This window comes from Amycolatopsis sp. CB00013 (assembly GCF_001905755.1).
Classification (GTDB): domain Bacteria; phylum Actinomycetota; class Actinomycetes; order Mycobacteriales; family Pseudonocardiaceae; genus Amycolatopsis; species Amycolatopsis japonica.
In genome coordinates, this window is record NZ_LIWC01000002.1 from 1851231 (window position 1) to 1871035 (window position 19805).

At 67.8% G+C, this 19805-nt stretch carries 27 protein-coding genes and 1 pseudogene; 4 read left to right on the plus strand and 24 right to left on the minus strand.

Features of this window, described 5'->3' with window-relative positions; all coding sequences use genetic code 11:
- From AMK34_RS19035 to AMK34_RS19065, 7 genes are all read right to left on the minus strand, one after another.
- The gene (locus tag AMK34_RS19035) at positions 1 to 429 is read right to left on the minus strand and encodes a minor capsid protein (RefSeq protein ID WP_073846167.1); all 429 of its coding nucleotides are present in this window, start codon (positions 427 to 429) and stop codon (positions 1 to 3) included.
- Positions 426 to 770 (minus strand): hypothetical protein, encoded by a 345-nt coding sequence (locus tag AMK34_RS19040; RefSeq protein WP_073846168.1) that lies wholly within the window; start codon positions 768 to 770, stop codon positions 426 to 428. The genes AMK34_RS19035 and AMK34_RS19040 overlap by 4 nt, the downstream gene beginning before the upstream one ends.
- Before the next feature lie 14 nt (positions 771 to 784).
- A complete protein-coding gene (locus AMK34_RS19045; protein WP_073846169.1) occupies positions 785 to 1114 on the minus strand; it encodes a hypothetical protein in 330 nt (109 codons plus the stop codon).
- Positions 1105 to 1530, minus strand: coding sequence for a hypothetical protein (locus tag AMK34_RS19050; RefSeq protein WP_073846170.1), 426 nt, complete (start codon positions 1528 to 1530; stop codon positions 1105 to 1107). The genes AMK34_RS19045 and AMK34_RS19050 overlap by 10 nt, the downstream gene beginning before the upstream one ends.
- Before the next feature lie 71 nt (positions 1531 to 1601).
- Complete coding sequence (locus AMK34_RS19055) at positions 1602 to 1886, minus strand: hypothetical protein (protein ID WP_143202483.1); 285 nt, start codon at positions 1884 to 1886, stop codon at positions 1602 to 1604.
- Positions 1886 to 2890: a major capsid protein gene (locus AMK34_RS19060; protein WP_073846172.1), complete on the minus strand. Its 1005-nt coding sequence runs from the start codon at positions 2888 to 2890 to the stop codon at positions 1886 to 1888. Before AMK34_RS19060 ends, AMK34_RS19055 begins: the two co-directional genes overlap by 1 nt.
- Positions 2891 to 2907: 17 nt before the next feature.
- A complete protein-coding gene (locus AMK34_RS19065; RefSeq protein ID WP_073846173.1) occupies positions 2908 to 3576 on the minus strand; it encodes a hypothetical protein in 669 nt (222 codons plus the stop codon).
- 134 nt (positions 3577 to 3710) lie between these two features.
- On the opposite strand from AMK34_RS19065, the gene AMK34_RS19070 reads away from it, so the two are divergent.
- Together AMK34_RS19070 and AMK34_RS42710 are read left to right on the plus strand one after the other, a co-directional pair.
- Positions 3711 to 3926, plus strand: a complete 216-nt coding sequence (locus AMK34_RS19070; RefSeq protein WP_073846174.1) for a hypothetical protein — start codon at positions 3711 to 3713, stop codon at positions 3924 to 3926.
- A complete protein-coding gene (locus tag AMK34_RS42710) occupies positions 3923 to 4204 on the plus strand; it encodes a helix-turn-helix domain-containing protein (RefSeq protein ID WP_143202484.1) in 282 nt (93 codons plus the stop codon). The genes AMK34_RS19070 and AMK34_RS42710 overlap by 4 nt, the downstream gene beginning before the upstream one ends.
- 499 nt (positions 4205 to 4703) lie before the next feature.
- Here the strand turns inward: AMK34_RS42710 and AMK34_RS19075 are convergent, their stop codons facing one another.
- The 17 genes and pseudogenes from AMK34_RS19075 to AMK34_RS19145 all read right to left on the minus strand — a co-directional run bounded on the left by AMK34_RS19075 (position 4704) and on the right by AMK34_RS19145 (position 18630).
- Positions 4704 to 6761, minus strand: a complete 2058-nt coding sequence (locus AMK34_RS19075; protein WP_073846175.1) for a phage minor capsid protein — start codon at positions 6759 to 6761, stop codon at positions 4704 to 4706.
- A 68-nt stretch (positions 6762 to 6829) separates the two neighbouring features.
- Positions 6830 to 7285: a cell division protein SepF gene (gene sepF, locus AMK34_RS19080; RefSeq protein ID WP_073846176.1), complete on the minus strand. Its 456-nt coding sequence runs from the start codon at positions 7283 to 7285 to the stop codon at positions 6830 to 6832.
- Positions 7286 to 7289: 4 nt separating this feature from the next.
- A complete protein-coding gene (locus AMK34_RS19085; RefSeq protein ID WP_083649901.1) occupies positions 7290 to 8789 on the minus strand; it encodes a phage portal protein in 1500 nt (499 codons plus the stop codon).
- Between the two features lie 106 nt (positions 8790 to 8895).
- Complete coding sequence (locus AMK34_RS42715; protein ID WP_143202485.1) at positions 8896 to 9831, minus strand: hypothetical protein; 936 nt, start codon at positions 9829 to 9831, stop codon at positions 8896 to 8898.
- 64 nt (positions 9832 to 9895) lie between these two features.
- A complete protein-coding gene (locus AMK34_RS19095) occupies positions 9896 to 11083 on the minus strand; it encodes a PBSX family phage terminase large subunit (RefSeq protein ID WP_198941683.1) in 1188 nt (395 codons plus the stop codon).
- Between the two features lie 64 nt (positions 11084 to 11147).
- Positions 11148 to 11651: a helix-turn-helix domain-containing protein gene (locus AMK34_RS19100; protein ID WP_083649902.1), complete on the minus strand. Its 504-nt coding sequence runs from the start codon at positions 11649 to 11651 to the stop codon at positions 11148 to 11150.
- Between the two features lie 166 nt (positions 11652 to 11817).
- Positions 11818 to 12708 (minus strand): hypothetical protein, encoded by an 891-nt coding sequence (locus tag AMK34_RS19105; protein ID WP_143202486.1) that lies wholly within the window; start codon positions 12706 to 12708, stop codon positions 11818 to 11820.
- 994 nt (positions 12709 to 13702) lie between these two features.
- The gene (locus AMK34_RS19110) at positions 13703 to 14179 is read right to left on the minus strand and encodes a WhiB family transcriptional regulator (protein WP_073846180.1); all 477 of its coding nucleotides are present in this window, start codon (positions 14177 to 14179) and stop codon (positions 13703 to 13705) included.
- A 113-nt stretch (positions 14180 to 14292) separates the two neighbouring features.
- Entirely contained in the window at positions 14293 to 14808 is a 516-nt protein-coding gene (locus AMK34_RS42720; RefSeq protein WP_073846181.1) for a zinc finger domain-containing protein, read from the minus strand.
- Entirely contained in the window at positions 14805 to 15200 is a 396-nt protein-coding gene (locus AMK34_RS43475; protein WP_241832798.1) for a hypothetical protein, read from the minus strand. The genes AMK34_RS42720 and AMK34_RS43475 overlap by 4 nt, the downstream gene beginning before the upstream one ends.
- A gap of 327 nt (positions 15201 to 15527) precedes the next feature.
- A pseudogene (locus AMK34_RS43955) lies at positions 15528 to 15713 on the minus strand (helix-turn-helix domain-containing protein); the annotation flags it as partial.
- Positions 15713 to 15946 carry a hypothetical protein gene (locus tag AMK34_RS19125; protein ID WP_073846183.1) on the minus strand — a complete coding sequence of 78 codons (234 nt, stop codon included), beginning with the start codon at positions 15944 to 15946 and terminating at the stop codon, positions 15713 to 15715. The pseudogene AMK34_RS43955 and the gene AMK34_RS19125, both read right to left, overlap by 1 nt.
- Positions 15947 to 16126: 180 nt before the next feature.
- Entirely contained in the window at positions 16127 to 16471 is a 345-nt protein-coding gene (locus AMK34_RS42725; protein WP_143202487.1) for a hypothetical protein, read from the minus strand.
- Positions 16450 to 16662 (minus strand): hypothetical protein, encoded by a 213-nt coding sequence (locus AMK34_RS19130; RefSeq protein WP_073846184.1) that lies wholly within the window; start codon positions 16660 to 16662, stop codon positions 16450 to 16452. Before AMK34_RS19130 ends, AMK34_RS42725 begins: the two co-directional genes overlap by 22 nt.
- Positions 16659 to 17471, minus strand: coding sequence for a recombinase RecT (locus AMK34_RS19135; protein ID WP_073846185.1), 813 nt, complete (start codon positions 17469 to 17471; stop codon positions 16659 to 16661). The genes AMK34_RS19130 and AMK34_RS19135 overlap by 4 nt, the downstream gene beginning before the upstream one ends.
- Positions 17468 to 18373, minus strand: a complete 906-nt coding sequence (locus tag AMK34_RS19140) for a YqaJ viral recombinase family nuclease (protein WP_073846186.1) — start codon at positions 18371 to 18373, stop codon at positions 17468 to 17470. The genes AMK34_RS19135 and AMK34_RS19140 overlap by 4 nt, the downstream gene beginning before the upstream one ends.
- On the minus strand, positions 18370 to 18630 hold the full coding sequence (locus AMK34_RS19145; protein ID WP_073846187.1) for a helix-turn-helix domain-containing protein: 261 nt from the start codon (positions 18628 to 18630) through the stop codon (positions 18370 to 18372). Before AMK34_RS19145 ends, AMK34_RS19140 begins: the two co-directional genes overlap by 4 nt.
- Positions 18631 to 18796: 166 nt before the next feature.
- Between AMK34_RS19145 and AMK34_RS19150 the strand changes: the two genes are divergently transcribed.
- Entirely contained in the window at positions 18797 to 19264 is a 468-nt protein-coding gene (locus AMK34_RS19150) for a helix-turn-helix domain-containing protein (protein WP_073846188.1), read from the plus strand.
- Positions 19265 to 19298: 34 nt separating this feature from the next.
- Complete coding sequence (locus AMK34_RS42730) at positions 19299 to 19796, plus strand: hypothetical protein (protein WP_073846189.1); 498 nt, start codon at positions 19299 to 19301, stop codon at positions 19794 to 19796.
- The last annotated feature ends 9 nt before the right edge of the window (positions 19797 to 19805 follow it).

A 19805-nucleotide genomic window follows, 5' to 3' on the forward strand; every position in this document is an offset into this window, starting at 1 on the left:
CTACTGCCTGTATCGAGTCGGGTGGTATGCCCGAATTTGGTAGGTGTCGGTGTGCACGTAGCGGCCGTTCTGGTCGGTGCCGCTGGGGTTCGAGGTCTCGCGCGTGACCAGGTGGACGCCAAGCCCGAGCTGCTGCTCGCCGGCGCCGGCGAGCGCGTCGAACGCGGCGTCGACGAGGTCAAACAGGTCGCGCGGGTCCTGGCCAGCGGAGCGGAAGCGGATGCGCAAGCCGTACTCGGCGTCAGCGTCAGTGTCGTGCGTGAGCGGGTAGAGCAGCAGGGCGACTGCGCGCGGTGGGTCGGCGGGCAGGCCGCCGAACACGATGCCGGTTTCGTTGGCTGCGTAGCCAGCGTCGGCCTGGTAGGTTCCGACGCCGGCCGCGGCGAGGTGCCGGGCGATGAGTTCCCCCAGCTCGATGACGAACCTCATGAGCGGGTGGCCTTGCGGATCTGCGCGGCGATGATCTGCCGGGCGACGTCGACCTCGTCGTCGAGCGCGGTCTCGAGGTACTTCGCTTCGCCGTCTTCGTGGTGCCAGGTTGTCTCTTCGTGCTGGCGCACGGCGTACTCGGTGTCGAACGAGACGGCGCCGGTGAGCCCGTCGGTGGTCGCCGAGCCGGTGTTGCGGAGTGCGCCGGTGTCCTTGGGCGCTCGGTTCACGGCGACGCTGCGGACGTGCTCGGCGGCGAGCTTGACGCCCTTCTTGGCGCCGCGGGTGAAGTCCTCGAGGACGTGATCGCCTTGCCAGTGAAACTCAGTCTTGAGTCGCACGGCGGGTACCTCCCTTACGTGAGGGTGATCTCGAGGTGCGCCGGCGCGCTGGGGTGGTCGAACGTGCTCGAGGTGATCACGGTCGCTGTGCGTTCGGCCGGCGTGCCGGGCCACACGGTGACCTCGGAGCCGGCCGGTACTGCGGGGCCAGGCCTGGTGATCACGGTCGTTTCGCTGATGGTCTCGGCGCCATCGGTCGCGCGGACCAGGCGCCGGCGGTCCTCGACGTAGGCGCGCCGCACGGTGAACGGTCGGCCGAAGGCCGTGCCATACGCGCCGGTGCCGGTGTAGGGCTTGACGGTCACGGCGTGCGGGAGCAGGAACGCGGGCATGGTCAGCGCCACCGGGCTACCTCCTGCTCGACCGGGCCCTCGCCGAGCAAGCCAGCCGCGGTGAGTATCTGCATGGCCTCGGGCGAAAGCCGGGCGGCCTGCGCACCGCCGGGTGTGCCGGCGGCCGCGGTAGTTGCCCGGGTGAGGTTCACGGACCCGATGCCGGCGGAGGTGAACCGGGCGGCCGCGCCGGAGTCGTCGCCGGTGTCTTCCCACCACGCGACGGTGGCGCACGTGGCGTCGCGTACCGCGGCGCGCATGTCCGGGTCGGCCGGGTAGCCGGCCGGGTCGGTGAGGTAGACCGCGGTGACGAGCAGCCAGTCGACGAGCTGCGACGCGCGGGCGAGCTGCCGGGTAATGCCCTCGGGCGGGGTAGCGATGTCGAGCCAGTTCGCGTAGTCCTCGGCGGTCGCATACGCGCGTGCCACGGCGACCCCTCTCGTTTGGTGGTAGCCGCGGCCGGCGCCCGATCGGAGGGCGCGGGCGCCGGTCGCGGTGGCTACTTCGCCGGCGTGCGACGGCTGGTGCGCTTCGGCCCTTCCGGCTCGGCTGGCGGGTTCTCGAGCGGCGTCTCGTCGGCGGGCGCGGTATCGGCCGGCGGGTCGTCGACGTCCGGCTCGGCGGATTCGACTTCGCCCTCGGCCGGCGTCACGGTGTAGCCGTGCCGCTGGAAGTAGGCGACCGCGTTCTCGTCGTCGGTCTTGCCGCGGCCTGCGGTGAACCGGACGCCGGCGACGGTGCCCGCGTAGTCGGCGACCGGGGTTTCGATGATGTGTCGTGGCATCACTGCACCTTGATGTTGCGGAAGACGGCGGCCGCCTTCGTGGCCTTGAGCGCGACGGCGACCGGGCCGAGCTCCACCTCGCCTTTCTTGACCGCGCCGGCGACGGTGAAGTCGGGCAGCCAGCTCTCGACGAGTTGCGTGCCGACGGTCGCGACCCCGTGGAAGCCGTCGAGCCCCACGCGGTAGGCGTAAAGGTCGGTGAGCCCGGTCGCCGCGGTACCGCCAACGGTCCGGCCGAGAATCGGCACGATCGGGTTGTTGGTGCCGGCCTTCGCGCCGGCGTCGACGAGCAGCACCCCGCCGTAGGTCTCGCGGACCACCGGCCGGCCGTTGACACCGATCAGCCCCTCGACCGGGTCGCGGGTGTACATGCCAGCGCGGCGCGCGGCCGCTCGAACCCGGGCCAGCGACTTCGCATTGCCGATCACCACCGATGGCGCACCGTCGAGCAGCGAGAGGAACTCGTCGACGGCGTCGAGCGCCTTGTGCTCGGCGCGCGCGTTGGTGTCGAAGTCGGTCCAGTCGGTGACCTGGCCGGCGCGAAACTCCGTGGTGGAGCCCACGAGCGCCTTGTCGAGCCCGTCGAAACCGTTGCTCTCGACGGCGGTGTCGCCGTTGATCACCGCATCCTGAAACCGGGTGTTCGCGGCCTTGATCTTCTGCGACATGTTAAGCGACACCGCGGCGGACGCGGCAGGGCCGACCTTCGCGATTACCCGGTCGACCTCGAACGCGCCACCGAGCACGGCCAGGTTGACCGAAAACGGTGCGGTGGTGACGTTCTGCGGCGCGTACTCGGAGTTGAGCGCGCGAAAATCCGCGGTCGGCTGCGTGATCAGCCGGCGGTACCCGTAGGTGAGCGTCGCGCCCCCACCGGAGGGGTTGACGACGTCATCGAAGATCAGCGAGTCGAGGATCGCCGACTCTTTCCGGAACTCGTCGATCACGGCCGGGTCGTAGTCGGTCTGTGCGTTGTTCTTGGCCTCAGCCAAGGTCACGGGCATGGAACTCTCCTAGATGCTCAGTTGCCGTAGTGGCGGGAAATGGCGTCCGTGAGCGACTTCGCGGCGGGCTTCTCGCCGGACCCGCCGACGTGCTGCCCGCTGCTGCGCGGCGGCACCTGGCCGGCGGCACGCAACTTCGGGTTGTCGGTCACGGCCTTGGTGATCGCTGCGCCGACCTTGTCGGCGAAGTCGGCCGCGGCGGGGTCGAGCTGCTCGACCGCCGAGACGAACGCGCGCGAGTCGACCAGTGCGGCAGGGTCGGCGCCGAGTGGACCGGCGGACTTGAACACGGCCAACTCGACCGCAGCGGCGCGGGCGCGCTGCTGCTCGGCGGTGACCTGCTCGGCGAGCTTGGCCGGGTCCGCCTTGTCGTCGTCGCCGGCGACCAGGCCGAGGGCCTTGCCGATGTCCTGCGCGAGCTGCTGCCGCGCCTCGTCGGCCGCCTTCGTCTTCGCGTTCGTGCGGTCTGCGGCGTTCTCGGTGCGCAGCTCGCGCACCATCTTTGCCAGCGTCGCCGGGGCCAGGGCGGCGAGATCGTCCGCGGTCGCGCTCTGCTCGGCCGGCGGTGCGCTCGGCTGACCGGTGGCCGGCGGCTGCTCTCCGGTCGTGGGGTTGCCGGTGGTACCCGGCTCGCCGGGTGTACCGGTCGGTTCGCTGGCGCCGGCCGGGGTGATGGGTGCGGACACGGTTGCCTCCTGGGCGGTCGTGGGGTGGGAAAACTCGGCACCTGGCCGAGAAACAGAGAATGTCGCCGATGTTGACAAAGCATGCGAGAGTTCTTTAGGTTGTCAACAACGGCGACAAACTGGAGGGAAGCGCAATGCAGGCATTGTTCGAAGTTGGGCCGCTGCTCGAGGCCGAGGCCATGCGAAAGCACGTCGCCGGTCAGGTCCCGGGGCAGGTCGACATCTGGGAGGCATGTGCCGAGGTTGCCGCCGAGCGCGCGGTCACAGACGCCGCCCCGTTCTCGTGGCCGATGCCCGTCGGCGCGCTCTACGCGCGCGACGATGTGACCGGCGCGGCGGTGCTCACGTGAACGACAAGCAGAACCTCGAGCCGACCGTCAAACAGTGCATCGGCGCGGCTGCCGTCGCCAAGCGCCTTGGTGTGAGCCGCACGCTTGTCAACAAGTGGCGAGAGCGCTACCCGGCTAACTCGATGCACCCGTTCCCGTGCCCCGACGTTGAAATCGACGACGTACCGGGCTGGTCAGAAGATCGCCTGATCGAGATTGAGCGTTGGCGGGCAGGGATGCCAGGCCGGGGGACGCAATTGCGGCCCTTGCCAGACACCAGCCCCAATCCTGACGACTAATCTCGATCTGTAACTAAACCCGGTCCGTCGCCGACTTCCTGCGACAACTACTAGCAAGAGGCAGGGGCCTATGTCGACCGACGAGCAGCTACGGGCCACAAACGACAAGTGCCCCTACGACGGGTGCGCTGAGCTTGTGCAGCAACGAACGCGCGTGATGCGACAGGGCGGAGCCGTGCTGCGTACCGACGTTGATTACGTGTGCCTTGCTGCGCATTATCATGTCGATAGCGATTGGTCTCCTACTCGACCGTTCTAGTGAGTCGCTACTCGCGCTCGCGCGCGTAAGCAGCTTGCCCGTTCTGATATGCCAGTCGCCACACACGCGCGAGCGCGAGTGGTCCACGCTCGGCATTCTCATGATGGGCGCGCTCGGCCGGTGTTCGCGGTTCGAGCCACTCGGGCGTATGCGCGGGTGCATAAGGGTTCGGCGTCGGTGGTGCGAGTCCGTAGCCGGCCGCGTAGCCCTGTTCGCGGGCGGCGCGGACCTGCTCGGCGGTTATTGCAGCCACGACTCACCCCCGGTACGAAACCGTTCGCCGTTGCCGCCGCCGAGCTGTTCGGCGACGAATTGGTCGAACGTGACCCTACCGTTTTCGTCCCACCACTGCTTTAGCTCGTCGGACGCCCAACGGCGGGCGTAGGTCTCGTTCTGGCGCCACAGGTTCCGCGGGTCCAGCCCGGCGCGTTGGCCTTCCGGAGTAAGTAGGAATCCGTTGGTTGCGGCCTCGGCGGCGAAGTAGTCGCGTTCGAGTCGGTCGACGTAGGCGGCGCGGGCGAGTTCGTCGAACCCGCGGCCGCGGTAGCCCTCGCGCCGAAGTCGGGCGATGGCGTCCTCGCGGCGCATCTTCTCGACGTCCTTGTCGAATACCTCGGCGTACGCCTGTTCGTAGTCGAGACCGGTCTCGACGAGCCGGTCGACCTCGGCCCACTTCTCGGCGTCTGGGTCGTCGGCGACCGCGTCGGCGTACTGCTGGTCGGCTTCGCGCCGCTCCAGTTCGGCGATTACAGCCTCGACGGCGTCCTCGTCGTCTCCGACTTCGGCGAGCCGGTCGGCGAGCTGCTCGTCGGACAGCTCCCGCAGGTCCACCGGTTCGGCCGGCGGCGCGGTACGCCGTTCGATCTCGTTGCGTACGGCCTGGTGCGTGCGGCTGACCTGTCCGGGTTTGCCGAGCAGTTCGGCGCGCTTGGCGAACACCCGGTCGGCGACGGCGAGTTCGTCGTCGCTCAACTCGGCCGGCGTGCGCTGCTGCGCGGCGAGCGCATCGGCGACGGCATTGTCGGCCGCGGCCTTCTCCTCGGCGAGGCGTTCGGCCTCGCGCTGGCGGGCCTGTTTGGCGGCGATAGCGTCGAGCCGGTTCTGCTCGGCGCTGCCCTCTGCGACCTGGTTGCGCCTGCGCTCGGCGGCCCGGAGGTCGCCGTGTCCGAGGTTGACTTGCTCGCGGTAGCGCTTGCGGTTGAGCCCGGTCCGCTTCACGTGCTCGCGGATCTCGGCTTGCGTCTCGCGCACCCGACGCTCGGCGGCCTGGCGCTCGTCGTCGGTGAGCGCGGCCGCGGCCTTGCGCTTGTTCCGGCGCACCTTACGCTCGAGCGCGCGCAAGTCTTCGCGGTCCTGCTCGGCCTTGGCGTCGTGCTCGCGGATCTCGTCGAGCTTGGTCACTCCGGGCAGGTACGGCACGAACTGATGCCGACAGTTCGGGTGCATGAGCCCCTCGAGCCGCGCCTGCACGACAGTCGCGGCGACGTCGACGGTGACCGTCTCGTCGGTGAGGGTGTGCTCGGCCTGACGCTCGCCGGCCGGACCAGACAGCGCCAACACCCGCCCTTCCCAGCGGGTACAGAGTCGACAGGCATGGCGTGAGCGGGTGATCGTGACCAGCTCGACGCCGGCGGAGGCCATGCGAGCGAGGTGCCCGTCGTTCCACGCGCGCCCGGTCGCGGTGCGCACGGCCATCTCGACGTAGCTCGCGAGGTTCCAGTCGCGGCCGGCACGGTCGACGAATCCGGTTACGCCTTGGGCGGCGAGTCGGTCCCATGTGGCGCGCTGCGCCGAGTGGGTCGTGCCGGTACCGAGCAACTGATCGGGCGCCGCGGCGGCGACCGCCGTTTGATAGGCGTCCTGCTGCCAGCGCAAGACGCGTAGCGGCAGCGCCTCGAGTCGGCTGGTGAGGTCCGCAGCGAGGATGGCGGCCGCCTGCATTCCGGGCACTACGCCGGCGAGCTGCTCGAGCTGCTCGGGCGACAGCGCGCCGAGTTCGGCGAGCTGCGCGAGCCCTTGCTCGGCGCCGGCCTGCCACGCGGCGAACACGGAATCGGCGGCCGCCTGGCCTGCTTGCCCGCTGACCTGCGTAGCGATCCGCCCGGCGGCGAGCCGAAGCTCACGCGCCGCGGCAGCCTTCTGCGCGGCCCACGCGGGCACATCCTGGCCGGCGCGGACCCGTCGGGCGATGTCGCCGAGCAACCGCGCCTCGGCCTGTGTGTACAGGGCGAGGATGTCCGCGGCGAGCTGCTCGACGACGTCGGCCGGATCAACTCCGGGCGGGGCCTCCCACGGCATCGGTCACCCCCAGACCTTTCGGTCTGGCGGCCGGAGCCGTCAGCTACCCGACCTTGACCGCTCCGCGGCTATTGCTCGCTTGGGGCACTTGACCTTTGTCCATGCAGTAAAAACACCCGACTTGCGACCTTGTCCATTGTTCCGAATGACTGAAAAGCGATCCCGGCGGAAAAATCAAGGAGGCGCTTTGCGTCGGCGTTGGGCGTTTCGGTGAGGTCCAAAAGGACAATTTTTCCTGATCGGAACTTCTCGGCGAGCTGGCGGGCATCCTTGTATCCACTGGGAGCTATGCGCTCAATCTTGGTCAGGTCGACGTTGTCAATTCCCTTTGAAGGGTGGCCGGAAATCGCTGTCGCCTGTTGTGCTGCTGCCTCGAATGTGGCGGATACACCTACCGCGTCGACCTTCGTCAGACGAGCAATGAGTCGTTGAAGCGGGTACCTGTAGCCGATGAGAACACACCCGATTACGACAGGCCAGACCAGCACTTTCACGTAGTCCAGTACAAGATTCGCGACGGTCACAGGCTTACCGTACTGGTCTCGTGTTGCCTTCCTCGGTGAAGCCGCGGAATTTCGCCGGGTCGGGCACGGTCCGGCCGGATTCAGTGAGGATAGCGGCAACCTCTGCGTTGACCTGGTCGTCGTCCCAGTCGGGGTGAACCATCCGCACCCGCACGTCGGTCGAGGCGGCCTCGGCCGCGCCGAGCGCCTGCACCGTGCGCGCGAGCGCTTCGGGGTCCGGTTGCGTCCGGTCGGGAAACTCGACCTTCGGCAGGTCGGACACGGTCGCCGTCCCGCCGAAGACGACTCGGTCGATCTCGACTAGCGCGGCGGAGACGTGCGCTAGCCCGGAGGCCCAGTATCGGGCCTTCTTGTCTCGGGTCCGGTTCGACAGCTTCTCGCGGGCGGTGACCTCGGTCGCGGTGATCGAGGCGTCGCCGTCGTTGTCGCCGAGGGTCGCTAGCGAGTACCCGGCGGTGCGGAGCGCGGTCCGGGTGATGTCCTCGGCGGTGTCGCGGTGTTCGGCTACCCGGATCGCGAATTGGTGCGCGGAAACGGTGAGAGTGTCCGATCCGCCGCGCGACAGCGCGTTCAACTCGGTATAGACCTCGCGGTCTTCGTCGAAGCTCGCGCCGCGCCCAGCGCCGTTGTCCTGTAAGTACCCGGTCGGCACGAGTAGCCGGGCCTTGGCGATCCGGACGTCGCGCAACCAACTCGTGTAGACCTCGTCGAGCGCGTCGAAGAGACCTTCGACGCCGTCGAAGTCCGACCGGCCCAGCGGGGCGAGTTGCGGGGTGCCGCGCCACACTCGGTTGGGGCGGACGTTGGGCACGTACGCGGCGGCGAGCCGGTCGGTGCCGGTGGCGATGCCACCCGCGGCGTCTACCAGCGGTGCCGCCCATTCGGTTGCCGCGTCCTCGGTGAGCGGAACCGCTCGACCGAGTTCGGTGTCGGTGCCGACGTGCAGCGCGTGCACGATCCGGCCCGGTTCGTAGCGCTCGAGGTGGCGCCACACGGCCGGCCCGTCGACGCGCACCCGGGTGTAGAAGGTGACCGCGGACAGCTCGCCCCAGCGCCATTCGGGCACCGCGGCGTCGGCGTGGACGGCGTCGAGCATGGCGTGCTCGGCCACGTCGGCATCCCAGACCACGCGCATGTAGGCGCCGCCGAGCGACGAGGCGATTTCGGCCGCCTCGAGCAATCGCGAGTGCATCGCCGGCGAGTTGAGCGCGAGGTCGAGCCGCGCCTGCGCTGCGGTGTCGTCGACGACGATGCGGGGCGGTTCGGAGAACAGAAGGTCGGCCGAGGCGGTTGCGATGTCCGCGGCGAGTGGCACGTGCACCCGCTGTCGCGTCTGGCCGACGGGGATCGGTCGGCCCCAGAAGAACCGGGCGAGCCCGCCCACCAGGCCGCCGCGGTAGGTCGACGGCCGAAGCCGAGGTGCAGTGTCGCGGCGACGATCATCGGCGTAGACCTCGGCGAGCCGGTCGGGATCGCTGGTGTACCAGGCATCCCACTCGCGCATACGCGCCTGAGCAACGTCATACGGGCTTGGGGGCCATTGTCCAGTCATGGGCGCCCCTTTCAGTTACGAGGGGCGCTGACTTAGAATTCGCTGTACGGCGGCGCGATCACGAAGACTGGTCAGAAGCCTTCAGTAGCTCTACAACAAGTTCTTCTTCACTTGGTATTAATCCTCGTGCAAGGATGGATAGAATGCTGTCCATCAAGAGAAGCCATGCATTGAGCCAACGGTCGTCGCTGTTTGCCTTCTTTAACTCCCCGCCGTGTGCCACCTTTGATCGATCGTTGTATGACGTTCGTGCACGTTGAAAGAAGGGCATACGGTCGCCTAGTACTGCGTGAAGTTGAGATAGGTAGAGGGCTAGCCGAAAACTGACCTCTGTCTGAACTTTTGGAAATAGTGCTTCAAGGCCCGTCCATGAATGCAGAAGGGATAGATCGACGTCGGGCAAGGTAGGAGCGGTCAAGGCAACCTTTTCAAGAAAGCGACTGGTGGGGTTCCTTTCTCTTAATTGTATCCACCTTGATGCGTCTTCCACGGACTTCGCGAATACTTCCCGACTTACCTTATGTTGGAGCTCGTTGTTCGCGAACCGTGCGCCGGAGTTGTATGGAGCTGGCCATACCTCGACCGTAGTATTGCTTGTCGTAATACCGTCCCGCAGGCCTTCTGGGAGCAGTGATCGACCGCTTTCGCTCTTTCTGTTGTTGATCCCCGCATACTCGTTGATGGAATGACTCGAGATTAACTGCACGCTAAACGGGTGAACCCTGTTTGCGTAAAGCATCAAGTGAAGGGGCGAGAGTTTCTCTTTGGCGTCGCCTGCGCTCTCGGCAAGAAATGATATCTCGAGGTTGCATCGCTTGAGGATGGAATCTGCGACGGTAAAGGGAAGATGAAGCTTGTGTTTTGACTGAAGTTCGGCCCAGTCCCAGAGGCTTACTTCCCAGCGTCGCGGCATGATTGAAAAGGTGTCGACTTCGAATTCTTCGCTGAAGTCGTGAGGAATGAGTCCTGATATCGCTGCGTAATACCTCGGCATCTAGGTATTTTCGCACACTTCGATCTTTGCGCGTATGCTGTTGTTAATTTGCCAGTTCGTGCGCCTACGTGACAGTCGGTTGCCGCCAAAGCGGCTCAGTGGTCGTGACGGCGTAGCGGCCGCCGTCGATCGAGTGATCAGCGATCTTGATCGGCTTGTCCTCGCCGGCGGCGGTCGCTTTGTCGTCCCACGAGTAGCCGGGTACCTCGGCGATGAAGCCGCGGCACCGATCGGCGATCCGTAGCCGGTCCTCGGCGAGCAGGCTCGACACGGTCCGGATGCCGTAGGCGACGTCGTTGTCGGCGGCTTGGGTGAGCACGCCGTCGGACTGGAGTTGCACCCGGAAGCTGGCGGCGGCCGGGTCGACGACCACGAACTCGGGCCGGCCCTGCTGACGCGGGTGGTGCTCGAGGTCGAGCCACTCGCGTAGGCCGGCGGCGAGCTGGGAGTCGGTGAGCCGGGTTCGCGCATGTGCGGGGTCGTGGCGCCACTCGTCGACCAGGTACAGCCGGTCGTCGACGCCGAGGCCGAGCAGCAGCGCCGCGGTTGCGTTCGTGGTGCCGTAGTCGACGCCGGCAGCGAGCAGGCGCCGCAGGTCGGGCAGCTCGGCCCACGGCACGACGTGCCGGTCGGGGTCCCACATGTCGAACACGGCACCCTCGGCGGCGACCCATTCGCCGAGGATGAACCGACGGAACCACAAGCCGGTGTACTCGCGGCGGATGCTCGCGCGGTACTCGGCGGACAACGAGGGGTTGTCGTCGAGGGTGAACGCGAACGAACGCCAGTCGGGCAGCTCGGCGAGCCGGTCGAGGTAGTCATGTTTCAGCCAATGCGCCGGGTTGTCCGGGTTGGTGGTGCCGAACAACTGCGCGCCCGGAACCGACATCCGGCCCAGAAGCTGCTTGAAGAACTCGCGTGTAACGACGGTGACCTCGTCGACGTACGCGCCGGCACAAGTCAACCCGCGCAAGACCTTCTCGGCCTTGCTGTCGGACGCGCCGAGCACGAACACTTGCCGGCCGAGAATCCAGCCGGAGGGCGCGCCGGCGGTGTAGCGGACGTGGTCGGTGAGCGCGCCGAACAGGGTCGGGTCTTGAAGCGGTGCGAACACGTTGCGCGCTACCGAGTCACGGGTGCGACCGACGATGACAAGTTGCCCGCCGCGGGGCGCGTGCGCGACGTAGATCAACCAGCGCAACAGACTTGCGATGGTCTTGCCGGACCGGATAGCGCCCGACCAGATGTTCACGCGCGCACGCGACTCCTGCATCGACTCGACTTGCGCCGGCGAGAGCGGCAAGTCGAGCGCAGGCTCAGCCATTCGGCGGCCCGGTCGGGATACCAAGCGCGACAGCGAGCCCGCCGAGCATCGACCGAGCGCCCTCGGCGCCGGTGTCGGCGTCGACCTGCTCGAGCTTGGCCACGGCGCCGAGATGCGTCGACATCGCCGAGGCGAGCGCCTTTTCGTCCGGCGCCGGCACATGGTCGAGAACCTTGGACTCAATGCCGTTGATCGTGGTCGCAGTGAACGTGTACCGGTCGGCCTCGAGGCGGCCGAGGATGCGCTCGGCACGGCCGTAGAGCCGGCCGACGATGTCGGTGCGGCGGGCGCGGTTGTCGACCTGGCGGGCGTGCGTCGCGGCGGCAGTGGCCGAGCGGTCGAAGGACAGGCCGAGCGCGCGAGCGATGCTGGTCACCGTGGACGGCGAGCGGTTGATTTCCCGGGCGATGTCGTTGCGGGTCTTGCCTTTGGCGTGTAGTTCGCGCACGCGCTCCCGGTCAGCGTCGGAGATCAGATTGCGCGGCAAGGTGATCACCTCGCACGCTTGTAACAAGTAACAAGTAACAAGTAACAAGTAACACGCGTGTCTACAGCGCTACTTGTTACAAGGTGGGCAAGCGACAGCCCCGGACCGAGGGGGAGGTAGCCAGTGGCTGTCTGACCGTAGTGCGGGTACAGCTCACCCGCTGCTAATCGCCAGTTTAAGCACAACCGGCCGGTTCGCGGGTTACACGCTTTCGCGCAGGGGTGACGAGCGCAATGTCGATGACGTCGCCGACGCGGTACCGCGGCCGGCCATGCTCGTCGGGCTCGCGCGTATCGAGCTTGCCGGCGCGCGCCCATGTGCGCAGTGTGTTCGCCGACAGTTCGCGGCCGAGCAGTTTCGGCAACGCGCGGGCGATCTCCGCCGCGGTCGCCTCGACGTCCCGAGCAGCGTCGAGCAACTTCTCGCGCCGGGCCTCGACGTCATGGCGCATCCCGCATTCACGGCAGGCGACGACGGCCCGTTCGGGTCGGGCGTAGAGGTCGGCCGAGCAGTCCGGGCACGGCCCGCAGTACAAGCGCGCCGGCGGGAGGTCGACGGCCCGGCGGACCTGCTCGACGGCGTCGCCGATTTCGTCGACCAGCTCGCCGCCGGCCGGGTGGTACTCGACCCACGACGGATGTCGGCGCAGCCACGCGGCCATCTCGGGCACGGTGTCGTCGAGGTCGAGCGGTTCCAGCTCGGCGACGGTGAGCGGCGTACCGTCCGGCGCGGTCTCGCCGGTGGGCATTGGCCGGCGTAAGCCGTGTGTCTCCCACAGGTCCCGCACCCACGTCGAGAACACGTTGTGCACGACGTCGCGGACCTCGGCAGCGCCGACGTTGAACGGCAGCCCGGTCTCGGCCGGCCGAGAGCCGACCTGCGGCGGTCCGGTGTTAGCGAGTCGGGCGACGGTGTCCTCGAGGTGGTCGACCAGTTCGGCGACGTCGACCAGATCGGACAGGAGCCGGCCGAGGCACGACGGGCACACCGTGCCGCCTGCGGTCGGATTGCTGCATGACGACGGGTGAGTACATGTGCTGATCACGTTGCCGAGCTTCGGGTGCAAGTGTCACCAACTTGGCGGGCCGATGTAACAACTATCACATTGCGAGGCGGTCGCACTATGTGCAACGCGCGTTGAATGGCGCGCGCGCGTGCGCGCGCGAGGCTCTCAGCATAAACGACGGCCGATGTGATTGCATTCTGCTGGTGTTGACGATTTAATCGTCGTGTCGAATCAAACACGATCCTCCTTGATATGCGGGTGTTGAACTTCCGCGCCAGAGTTGTTCCTTCGGTATCGAGGGCTCTGCGTGGAGATGGGAGAATCGCGACAATGTTTCGACGACGAGGATTACCTTCCGGTGAGCCTCGGCGAGTTGTCTCTGAGCTGCTGGAAGGCTGCGCACTGGGACTTGATGCGGTTGGTATGGCCGCTGATTTCCTGGGTGCGAGTGGTCTCGCCAGTTGGACGAGACCACTCGCCGGGGCACTCCGCATAGCAGCTCGCATCAAGCGCGACGGAAAGTAACCCTCTCGGCGGCGGCCTTGCTGCGCAGTGTTAACGGCACTGACGTAGTTCGGTCGCCGCCTTTTTGTGCTCCCAGTGAGGAGCACTACGCCATTAATGCATATTTGCCGCTTTGCTGGCAAGGCTGTGAAACGTCAAAGCAGTAATTCGATCGGTGCCACATCGAGCCGTGCTGCCTGCACGTGCTCAATCGGTGCTCCCGTCAGTACCCTACGTGTGCGCCCATGCATGCAATCACGGGTGTGGCTACGTACGGCACCAAGTGACGCACCAAGTGATCGGACACGTGTACGCCCAAGTACCGAGGCAGTTGATCGGGTGTGCAAGGGGTCACACGGGGAAGCACGCGAAGCCTCATGACAAGCGCGACGCGAAGTGTCGTGACAAGTGATAGACAAGGGGACCGGCAGCCTCGTAGGTGAAGCGTTAGGTGGCCAGGCAGGCAGGCCGCCTTACGTCCTACTGCACGTGGCGACACGTTTCACCGTGAAACGCACGTGTAGAACGCAACGGTGAAACGGTCTGTCGATCACGCCACCGAGGCGGGAACGCCGAGAAGCGGCAAGACGTATTGACCCGCACCGGCCCACCTCCCGCCCGACCACACGGGCTTACTGAGCACGATCGGCCGTGCCCACGGCCCTTGAGTACGCGCCCGTACTCGCGCTCGCCGTTCGCGTTCGTAGCCGGTGTGCGCGTCGGTGCAGGACGTGCAGCGGCATCCGTGTTTCGCGTAGCGCGCGTTCGACCCATGCGCAGGCCGGACTGCGGGCACCGGGTGCCCGGCCTGCTCGGCGACGGCGGCGCGCTCGTCGGCGTCGAGCCCTCCCCAGATCCCCCACGCTTCCCCAGCGGCGAGCGCGTCGGCGAGACACAGCTCCCGCACTGGGCACTCGGCGCAGACGGCGCGGCACTGGTCGACCTGCTCGTCGGCCGGGTCGATGAAATCGAGGTCGAGGCGACTGCGGCACGCTGCTCGCCCTCGCCACGATGGCCCGCGCGTCACTGTGGCGCCTTGCCGTCCGCCGAGCAGGCGTTGACGCGCGCGTGCGCGCGGAGGCGCTGGCGACCGGTCGCCGCGGCGGTCTTGTTGTGGTTGTTCATCGGTTCTCCTGGTGTTCAGCGTGTGGACGTGAGCGCGTCGGCGAGCCGGGCATCGTGCGCAGGCTGCTTGGTGAGTGGTTTGCCACCGGGACCGGTGCAGGGTGCGCCCGGTTGTGCCTTGCACCAGGTGCACGCCACGGCGAGGTAGGCGCGGCGAGCCTCGACTTCGGCCTCGGCGTACTCGGGGTCGACTCCGCGGGTGATGGCGAGTGCCGCGGTGACCCGGGCGACGCCGTCGCGGATGGCGCGCAGGTCGAGCGGCCGCTCTGCGGCGCGGGCTCGCAACTGCGCGGCGTGTTCGCGTTCGGCGGCGTCACGACGAACCGTTCGCCAGTACTCGACGATGTCGGCCGGCATGACGGTTTCACCGTTGTGCCGGTAGTGCTCGCGGACCGCGGCACCGGCGACGTCGGCCGGGACGTCATCGAGGATGCCGGCCCACATGGTCAGCAAGTCCGGATCGGGTTGCGGCACCTTCGGGTCGACGGCCGAGGCAGCGCCGAGCAGCGCGGCGACCTCAGTGCGGTTCACGATTGGCCCCCGCCCGCTCCGAGCAGTTCGACCGGTTCGGCATCGGTCGGCGCGGACGCGGCGGCGAGCGCGAGCCACCCGCGGACCTTCTCGCCGCGAGCACTGCGCGGTGCCGATGAACGGGTTGGCGGCTGCTTGGTGAGCCGGGTGGCCTTGACCGCGTCGTCGTACAGGTGCGGCAGCAGACCGGGCCGAGCATCCGGGCGGCGGTCCCACTCGTCGAGCGCGGCTCGTAACGGGACCAGGGCGCCACCGTCGCGCAAAATGCCGTCGGCCTGCTTGGCGAGAGCGCGAATCGTCGCCGGCCGATACGGTGCCCCGGTTTGGTCGCGCCACGACGTCACCAGCCGGTAGGCGTCGGGCCGAGACGCGGTCGCGGAGAGTTCTGCCACAGTGGCGGTGCCTCGCGCGCGCGGACGCGCGTCCGTACGCGCGTCCGCGCGCGCGAGGCTGCTTGGTTCTGTAGTTCGGTTCAGTAGTTCCGGTTCACTTTGGGGCGCCACCGTGACACCCACGTGGGGCGTCTGACCGACACACCTGGGGTGTCGCTCTGACGCGGGAGGAGCGCCGTGCTGACCCCGAGAGGTGTCAGTGTGTCCCTCCCCTTGGAGTACCGGTGTGGCACCGTCACCGGGCTGGTTGAGCCTGAGGCGGTACTCGTTGGAAGTGTCGGCGCCAGTACCGCGCTGACGCCGGGTGCGGGCGACGAGTCGTTGCTCGACGAGTGCGTCGAGCCCACGCTGCACAGTCCGGCGGGACGCCTCGGTTTCGCGCGCGAGCGTGGCAAGCGACGTCGTGGCGTAGCCGTCGCGGTTTGCGTGCTCGGCCAGGGCGTAGAGCACGAGTTTCGGCATGGGTCCGCCGGCCTGCTGCTCGGCGGCCCATCGCAGGGCCTGAACGCTCATCAGGTCCCCGCGGCTTCGTACTCGTCGGCGATCATGAAGAAATCCACGTCGAGCAGTTCGGCGACCTGGTCGAGGGTGTCGCCGCGGCGGCGAGCGATCCGGACGACCTCGAACACCTCGCGCGGGTGCAGCTCGTCGTACGTGCGGTGGCCGTTGAGCGCGGCCTCGACGGCGAGCGCGTCGAGCTTGCGAACGGGTGCCGCGGTTCTGGTGCTGGGAAATTGGATGATCACGAGTTCCCCTGGGTGATGCAGTGGCGGATGCGGGCGCGCTTCACTGCGCCCGTCACTGGCTGGTGACGCGCCTGGATTCCTTGGTGCGCTTAGGCTTTGTGTGCGCTTGACGCTAAGGGCTATGTCGCAGCACAGGGGTACGATTTGTACCCCCACTCGAATGGGGGCAATTTGTACCCCCTACTCGAATCGAGCAACGTTGGCCGCGTGAGCTATCCACACGCGGTTTCGGCTTGCGCGGCGGCTTCGCCGGCGGCTTCGGTACTCGCCGCACGGCACGATTAGTCGACGCGCGGCCCACGTGCCGAGCACAGACGGAAGGACGTTCGGTGAGTGCGGCTCGACGTCCTTGGGAACGGCCTTGCGGACGTCCTCGGCGGTGAAGGGCCGGCCCTCGCGGACCAGCTCGGCGAGCGCGGCCTCGGCCGCAGCCCGGTAGTCGCGGTTCACGGCGACCGCGGCGGCGAGGTTGGCCTCTTGGCCGGCGTGTCGGTCGGCGAACCCTAGGGCGAGCTGGTCGGCCACGGCTTGGCCCCCTCCCGCGGGCGAGAGCGGATCTCGCGTGCCCATTCGGCCAGGTCGGCGAGTAGCTCGCGGTGACCGGACATGTCGTAGACCCGCTGCCCCGGCGTACGGCCAGCGACCACCGGGCACTCCGGGCAGTCGGCCGGCTCGTCGACGATTACCTCGAGGTCCTTCGCACTGGTCGCGGTCATTGCTCACTGTCCGCGGTGTCCGCCGGCGTGGTCGGCCAGTCCTCGACGACTTCGGCGTCGACGACGTCCTCGACGGTGGGCAGGGTGACCGGCGTGGCCGGCGGCGCCTCGAGCGGCGGCCCGTCGGGCTGCCACACGCGCTCGGCGCTGGTCGGCACCCACTTCGCGAGCTGGTGCGCGGCCGACTTGAGCCACATCGCTTTCGGGTTCCACTGCCACGGCGAGAACGGCGAGTCGGCGCCCTCGGCCTTGGACAGAATGACGGCGATGTCGTCGGCGGAAAGCACTGAGACGTTGCTCGTCGCCCCGTCGCGCATCTTCGCGTAGGCGTAGGCGTAGGCGAGCACCAGGTCGCCGCGGTTGGCGCGCCAGTTGATCTCGTGCACCGGCCGGTCGTGCTCGCCCGGGTTGTAAGCGAAAGTGTCGTGTTCGCGCACCCCTTCGACCTTGACCGACGACACCGCGCCGGCCCGGTACATGAGTTCCACCTCGCCTTGATACCCAGTGATGCCGAGGACCTCGGGACCGCGCTTGGTCTTGCGCGGGACTAGGTAGTACTGCTCCGTGCCCGGCTCGAGCCCCTTGCGAGCGGCATCGAGCAGCGCGACGAGCAAGGACGTCGGGTTCTTCTCCGCGGCGTGCGCGAGCTGCGAACTTCGGCGCAGGGCACCGGTAGCGATGCGCAGCCAGGTCTCGGGCTTGATGTGGCTGGGAAGCACGGTCGCGAAGTCCGTGCGGTACTTGCGCACCAGCGCAGCCGGCGAGCTGTCCTGCTGCGCGACGGCCGACGTGACGGTCTGAGTGGTCATGCTGCGGCGCTCACCTTCTGCGGTGTCGAACGGATGGGAGACGGACGCAGCGACGGCGGCGAGTCGCCGGTGCCCGGTACGCGGATGGCGATCGACTCGCCGGCGACTACGGCGCGCCGGCCGGAGCCGACCGCGTCGAGCACCTCGGCGGCCGCCCGACGCTTGGCGTCCTCGGCGGCCTTGTGCTCGGCGACTGCGGCCCGATACCGCTCGGCCAGCGGCGGGGTGATCTCGACCTCGACGTCGTCAATGAGCGGGTGCAGCGCGCGCACCGTCCGGTAGGTCGCGGTGTGCTCGTCGATGTCCGGGCGGTCGTCGCGCTCGAGGGTGTCGAGGAATTCACGGGCGGCATCGCGGAGCACGGAGACCTCGGCGAGGTTCCAGTCGACGAGGTACTCGCGGTAGTCCGACCCGGAGATCAACACGGCGATGTGCGCGCGGGACAGGCCGAGCGTGTCGAGCTGCCAAAGGGCTTGCGTCCGGTAGTAGATCGGCACCTCGTCGGTACCCGGTTCGCCCCACTCGTCGGCGTTGTGCGCGGTCTTCACCTCGAGCAGTGCGCGCTCGGTGAGCGTGGACAGCAGCCGATCGGGCGTCGCCACCTGCCACCGACGCGCCCGACTGGCCCAGGTTCCGGACCGGCGCACGCGGTACTCGGGATGTGCCGCGGCGAATGCGCGGGCGATCGGGTCCTCGAGCCAGCGACCCCACCGCATGACGTCGTTGTCATCAGCCGGACCGGTGTTGCCCTTCTTCTTGTGCCAGAGAGAAAACCGGCTCTCCCACGGCGAGAGGCCGAGCACGGCGGCCACCTCGGACCCGCCAAGCGCCGACGCGCGAGCGGCGAGCCATTCGGCCGAGCCCGGCTCGAACGTGCCCACGCGGACAGCGGCGGCGCTCATCCGGCCACCCCGGCGCAATCGGGCGTCGAGGCGACGTCGCCGCCGGTCACCTCGAACACCACGTCGAACGGGATGCCAAGCCCCTTGATCGTTGCGGCGATGAATTCGTTTCCGGGCCACTGCTCGCCGTCGAGCACGCGCCCGACGGTGGACTGACTGACGCCGAGGCGCTTCGCGAGCGCGTACCGCGACCGTAGCCCCTTCGCAGTGGCAATCTTGCTGAGCGCATCCGGTCGGATGCGGACGTGCGATGTCACTGAACGTTCCCCTCCTGCTTCCGCGTGTGGAAGATCTCGAACCCCCGCGGAAGATCGACCATACGGTCAGGTGGAAGGGACTTTCAACGCTTCCGTGTACGCAAGCATGCGAAAACCGACTTGCGTCGGGTGTCAGTACTTCCGCGCACGGAAGTAGGATGACGCTATGAGTGACGGGCAGTGGTGGACGTACCTGCAAGCGCAGCTCGAGCAACGCGGATGGAAGCCGGCGCACCTTGCGCGCGCCGCCGGCGTGTCCGAAAGTCGGATATCCGATTGGCGAAACCGCGGGTCACCGCCCACGATCCCGAACGCGCGAGCCGTCGCCCAGGCGCTCGGCGAGCCTCTCGTGCCGCTGCTAGTCGGCGCGGGATTGCTCAAGCCGAGCGAGGCTCGGCAGAGCCTCGCGGCCTATTCGGTGCATGAGCTGCTCGACGAGATCGACACAAGGTTCGGCGAGCTGGCCTCGCGAGTTCCCGACGTGAACGTGAAACATCCCACGTTTGACCGAGGTAACCCTCTACAGCTCGTCGCCGACAGCCCAGGTACGGAACCGATGAGAGTTCAACAAGAACGCGAGTGGATCAGCGAGGCTGAACAGCCCGACGAACCCGGCCCGGACACCGGCGCCTGACTTCCCACCGCCCGCGTGTTGGGGAGGAACACGCATGGAATGGGGCCGCGCCTATGACCCGTACCGGCACGCCGAGGCGCTCGGCGCCGAGGTCGTCGTGTCGTCTGCCGTGACCGGATGGGGCGACTACCGCGGCGGCCGGATTCGGGTTCACCCGATCCTTAATCAGGCCGAAGCGCGTTGCACGGTCGCGCACGAAATCGTCCACCACGAACGACGTGACGACGTGCTCGGCTACTGCGGTGTGCACTGGCTCGACACCCGACTCGAGCGACGTGTGCACGCGTCGGCGTCGCGTCGGCTGATCGTGGTCACCGAACTGGCCGACGCTCTGCGGTGGTCCGACGAGCCCGAAGAGGTAGCCGAGGCGCTCGTCGTCGACGTCCGTACGCTCTGCCTCCGGGTGGTCGACCTGTCGCGTCGCGAATTCGACGAGCTGCACAAGCGGCTCGGCACGTGGGAGCGTCGAGCCCTCGACGACGTCCGCCGATCTGCGGCACGGCGGCTACGATCGTCACGGCGAGCTGGCTAACAAGATCGT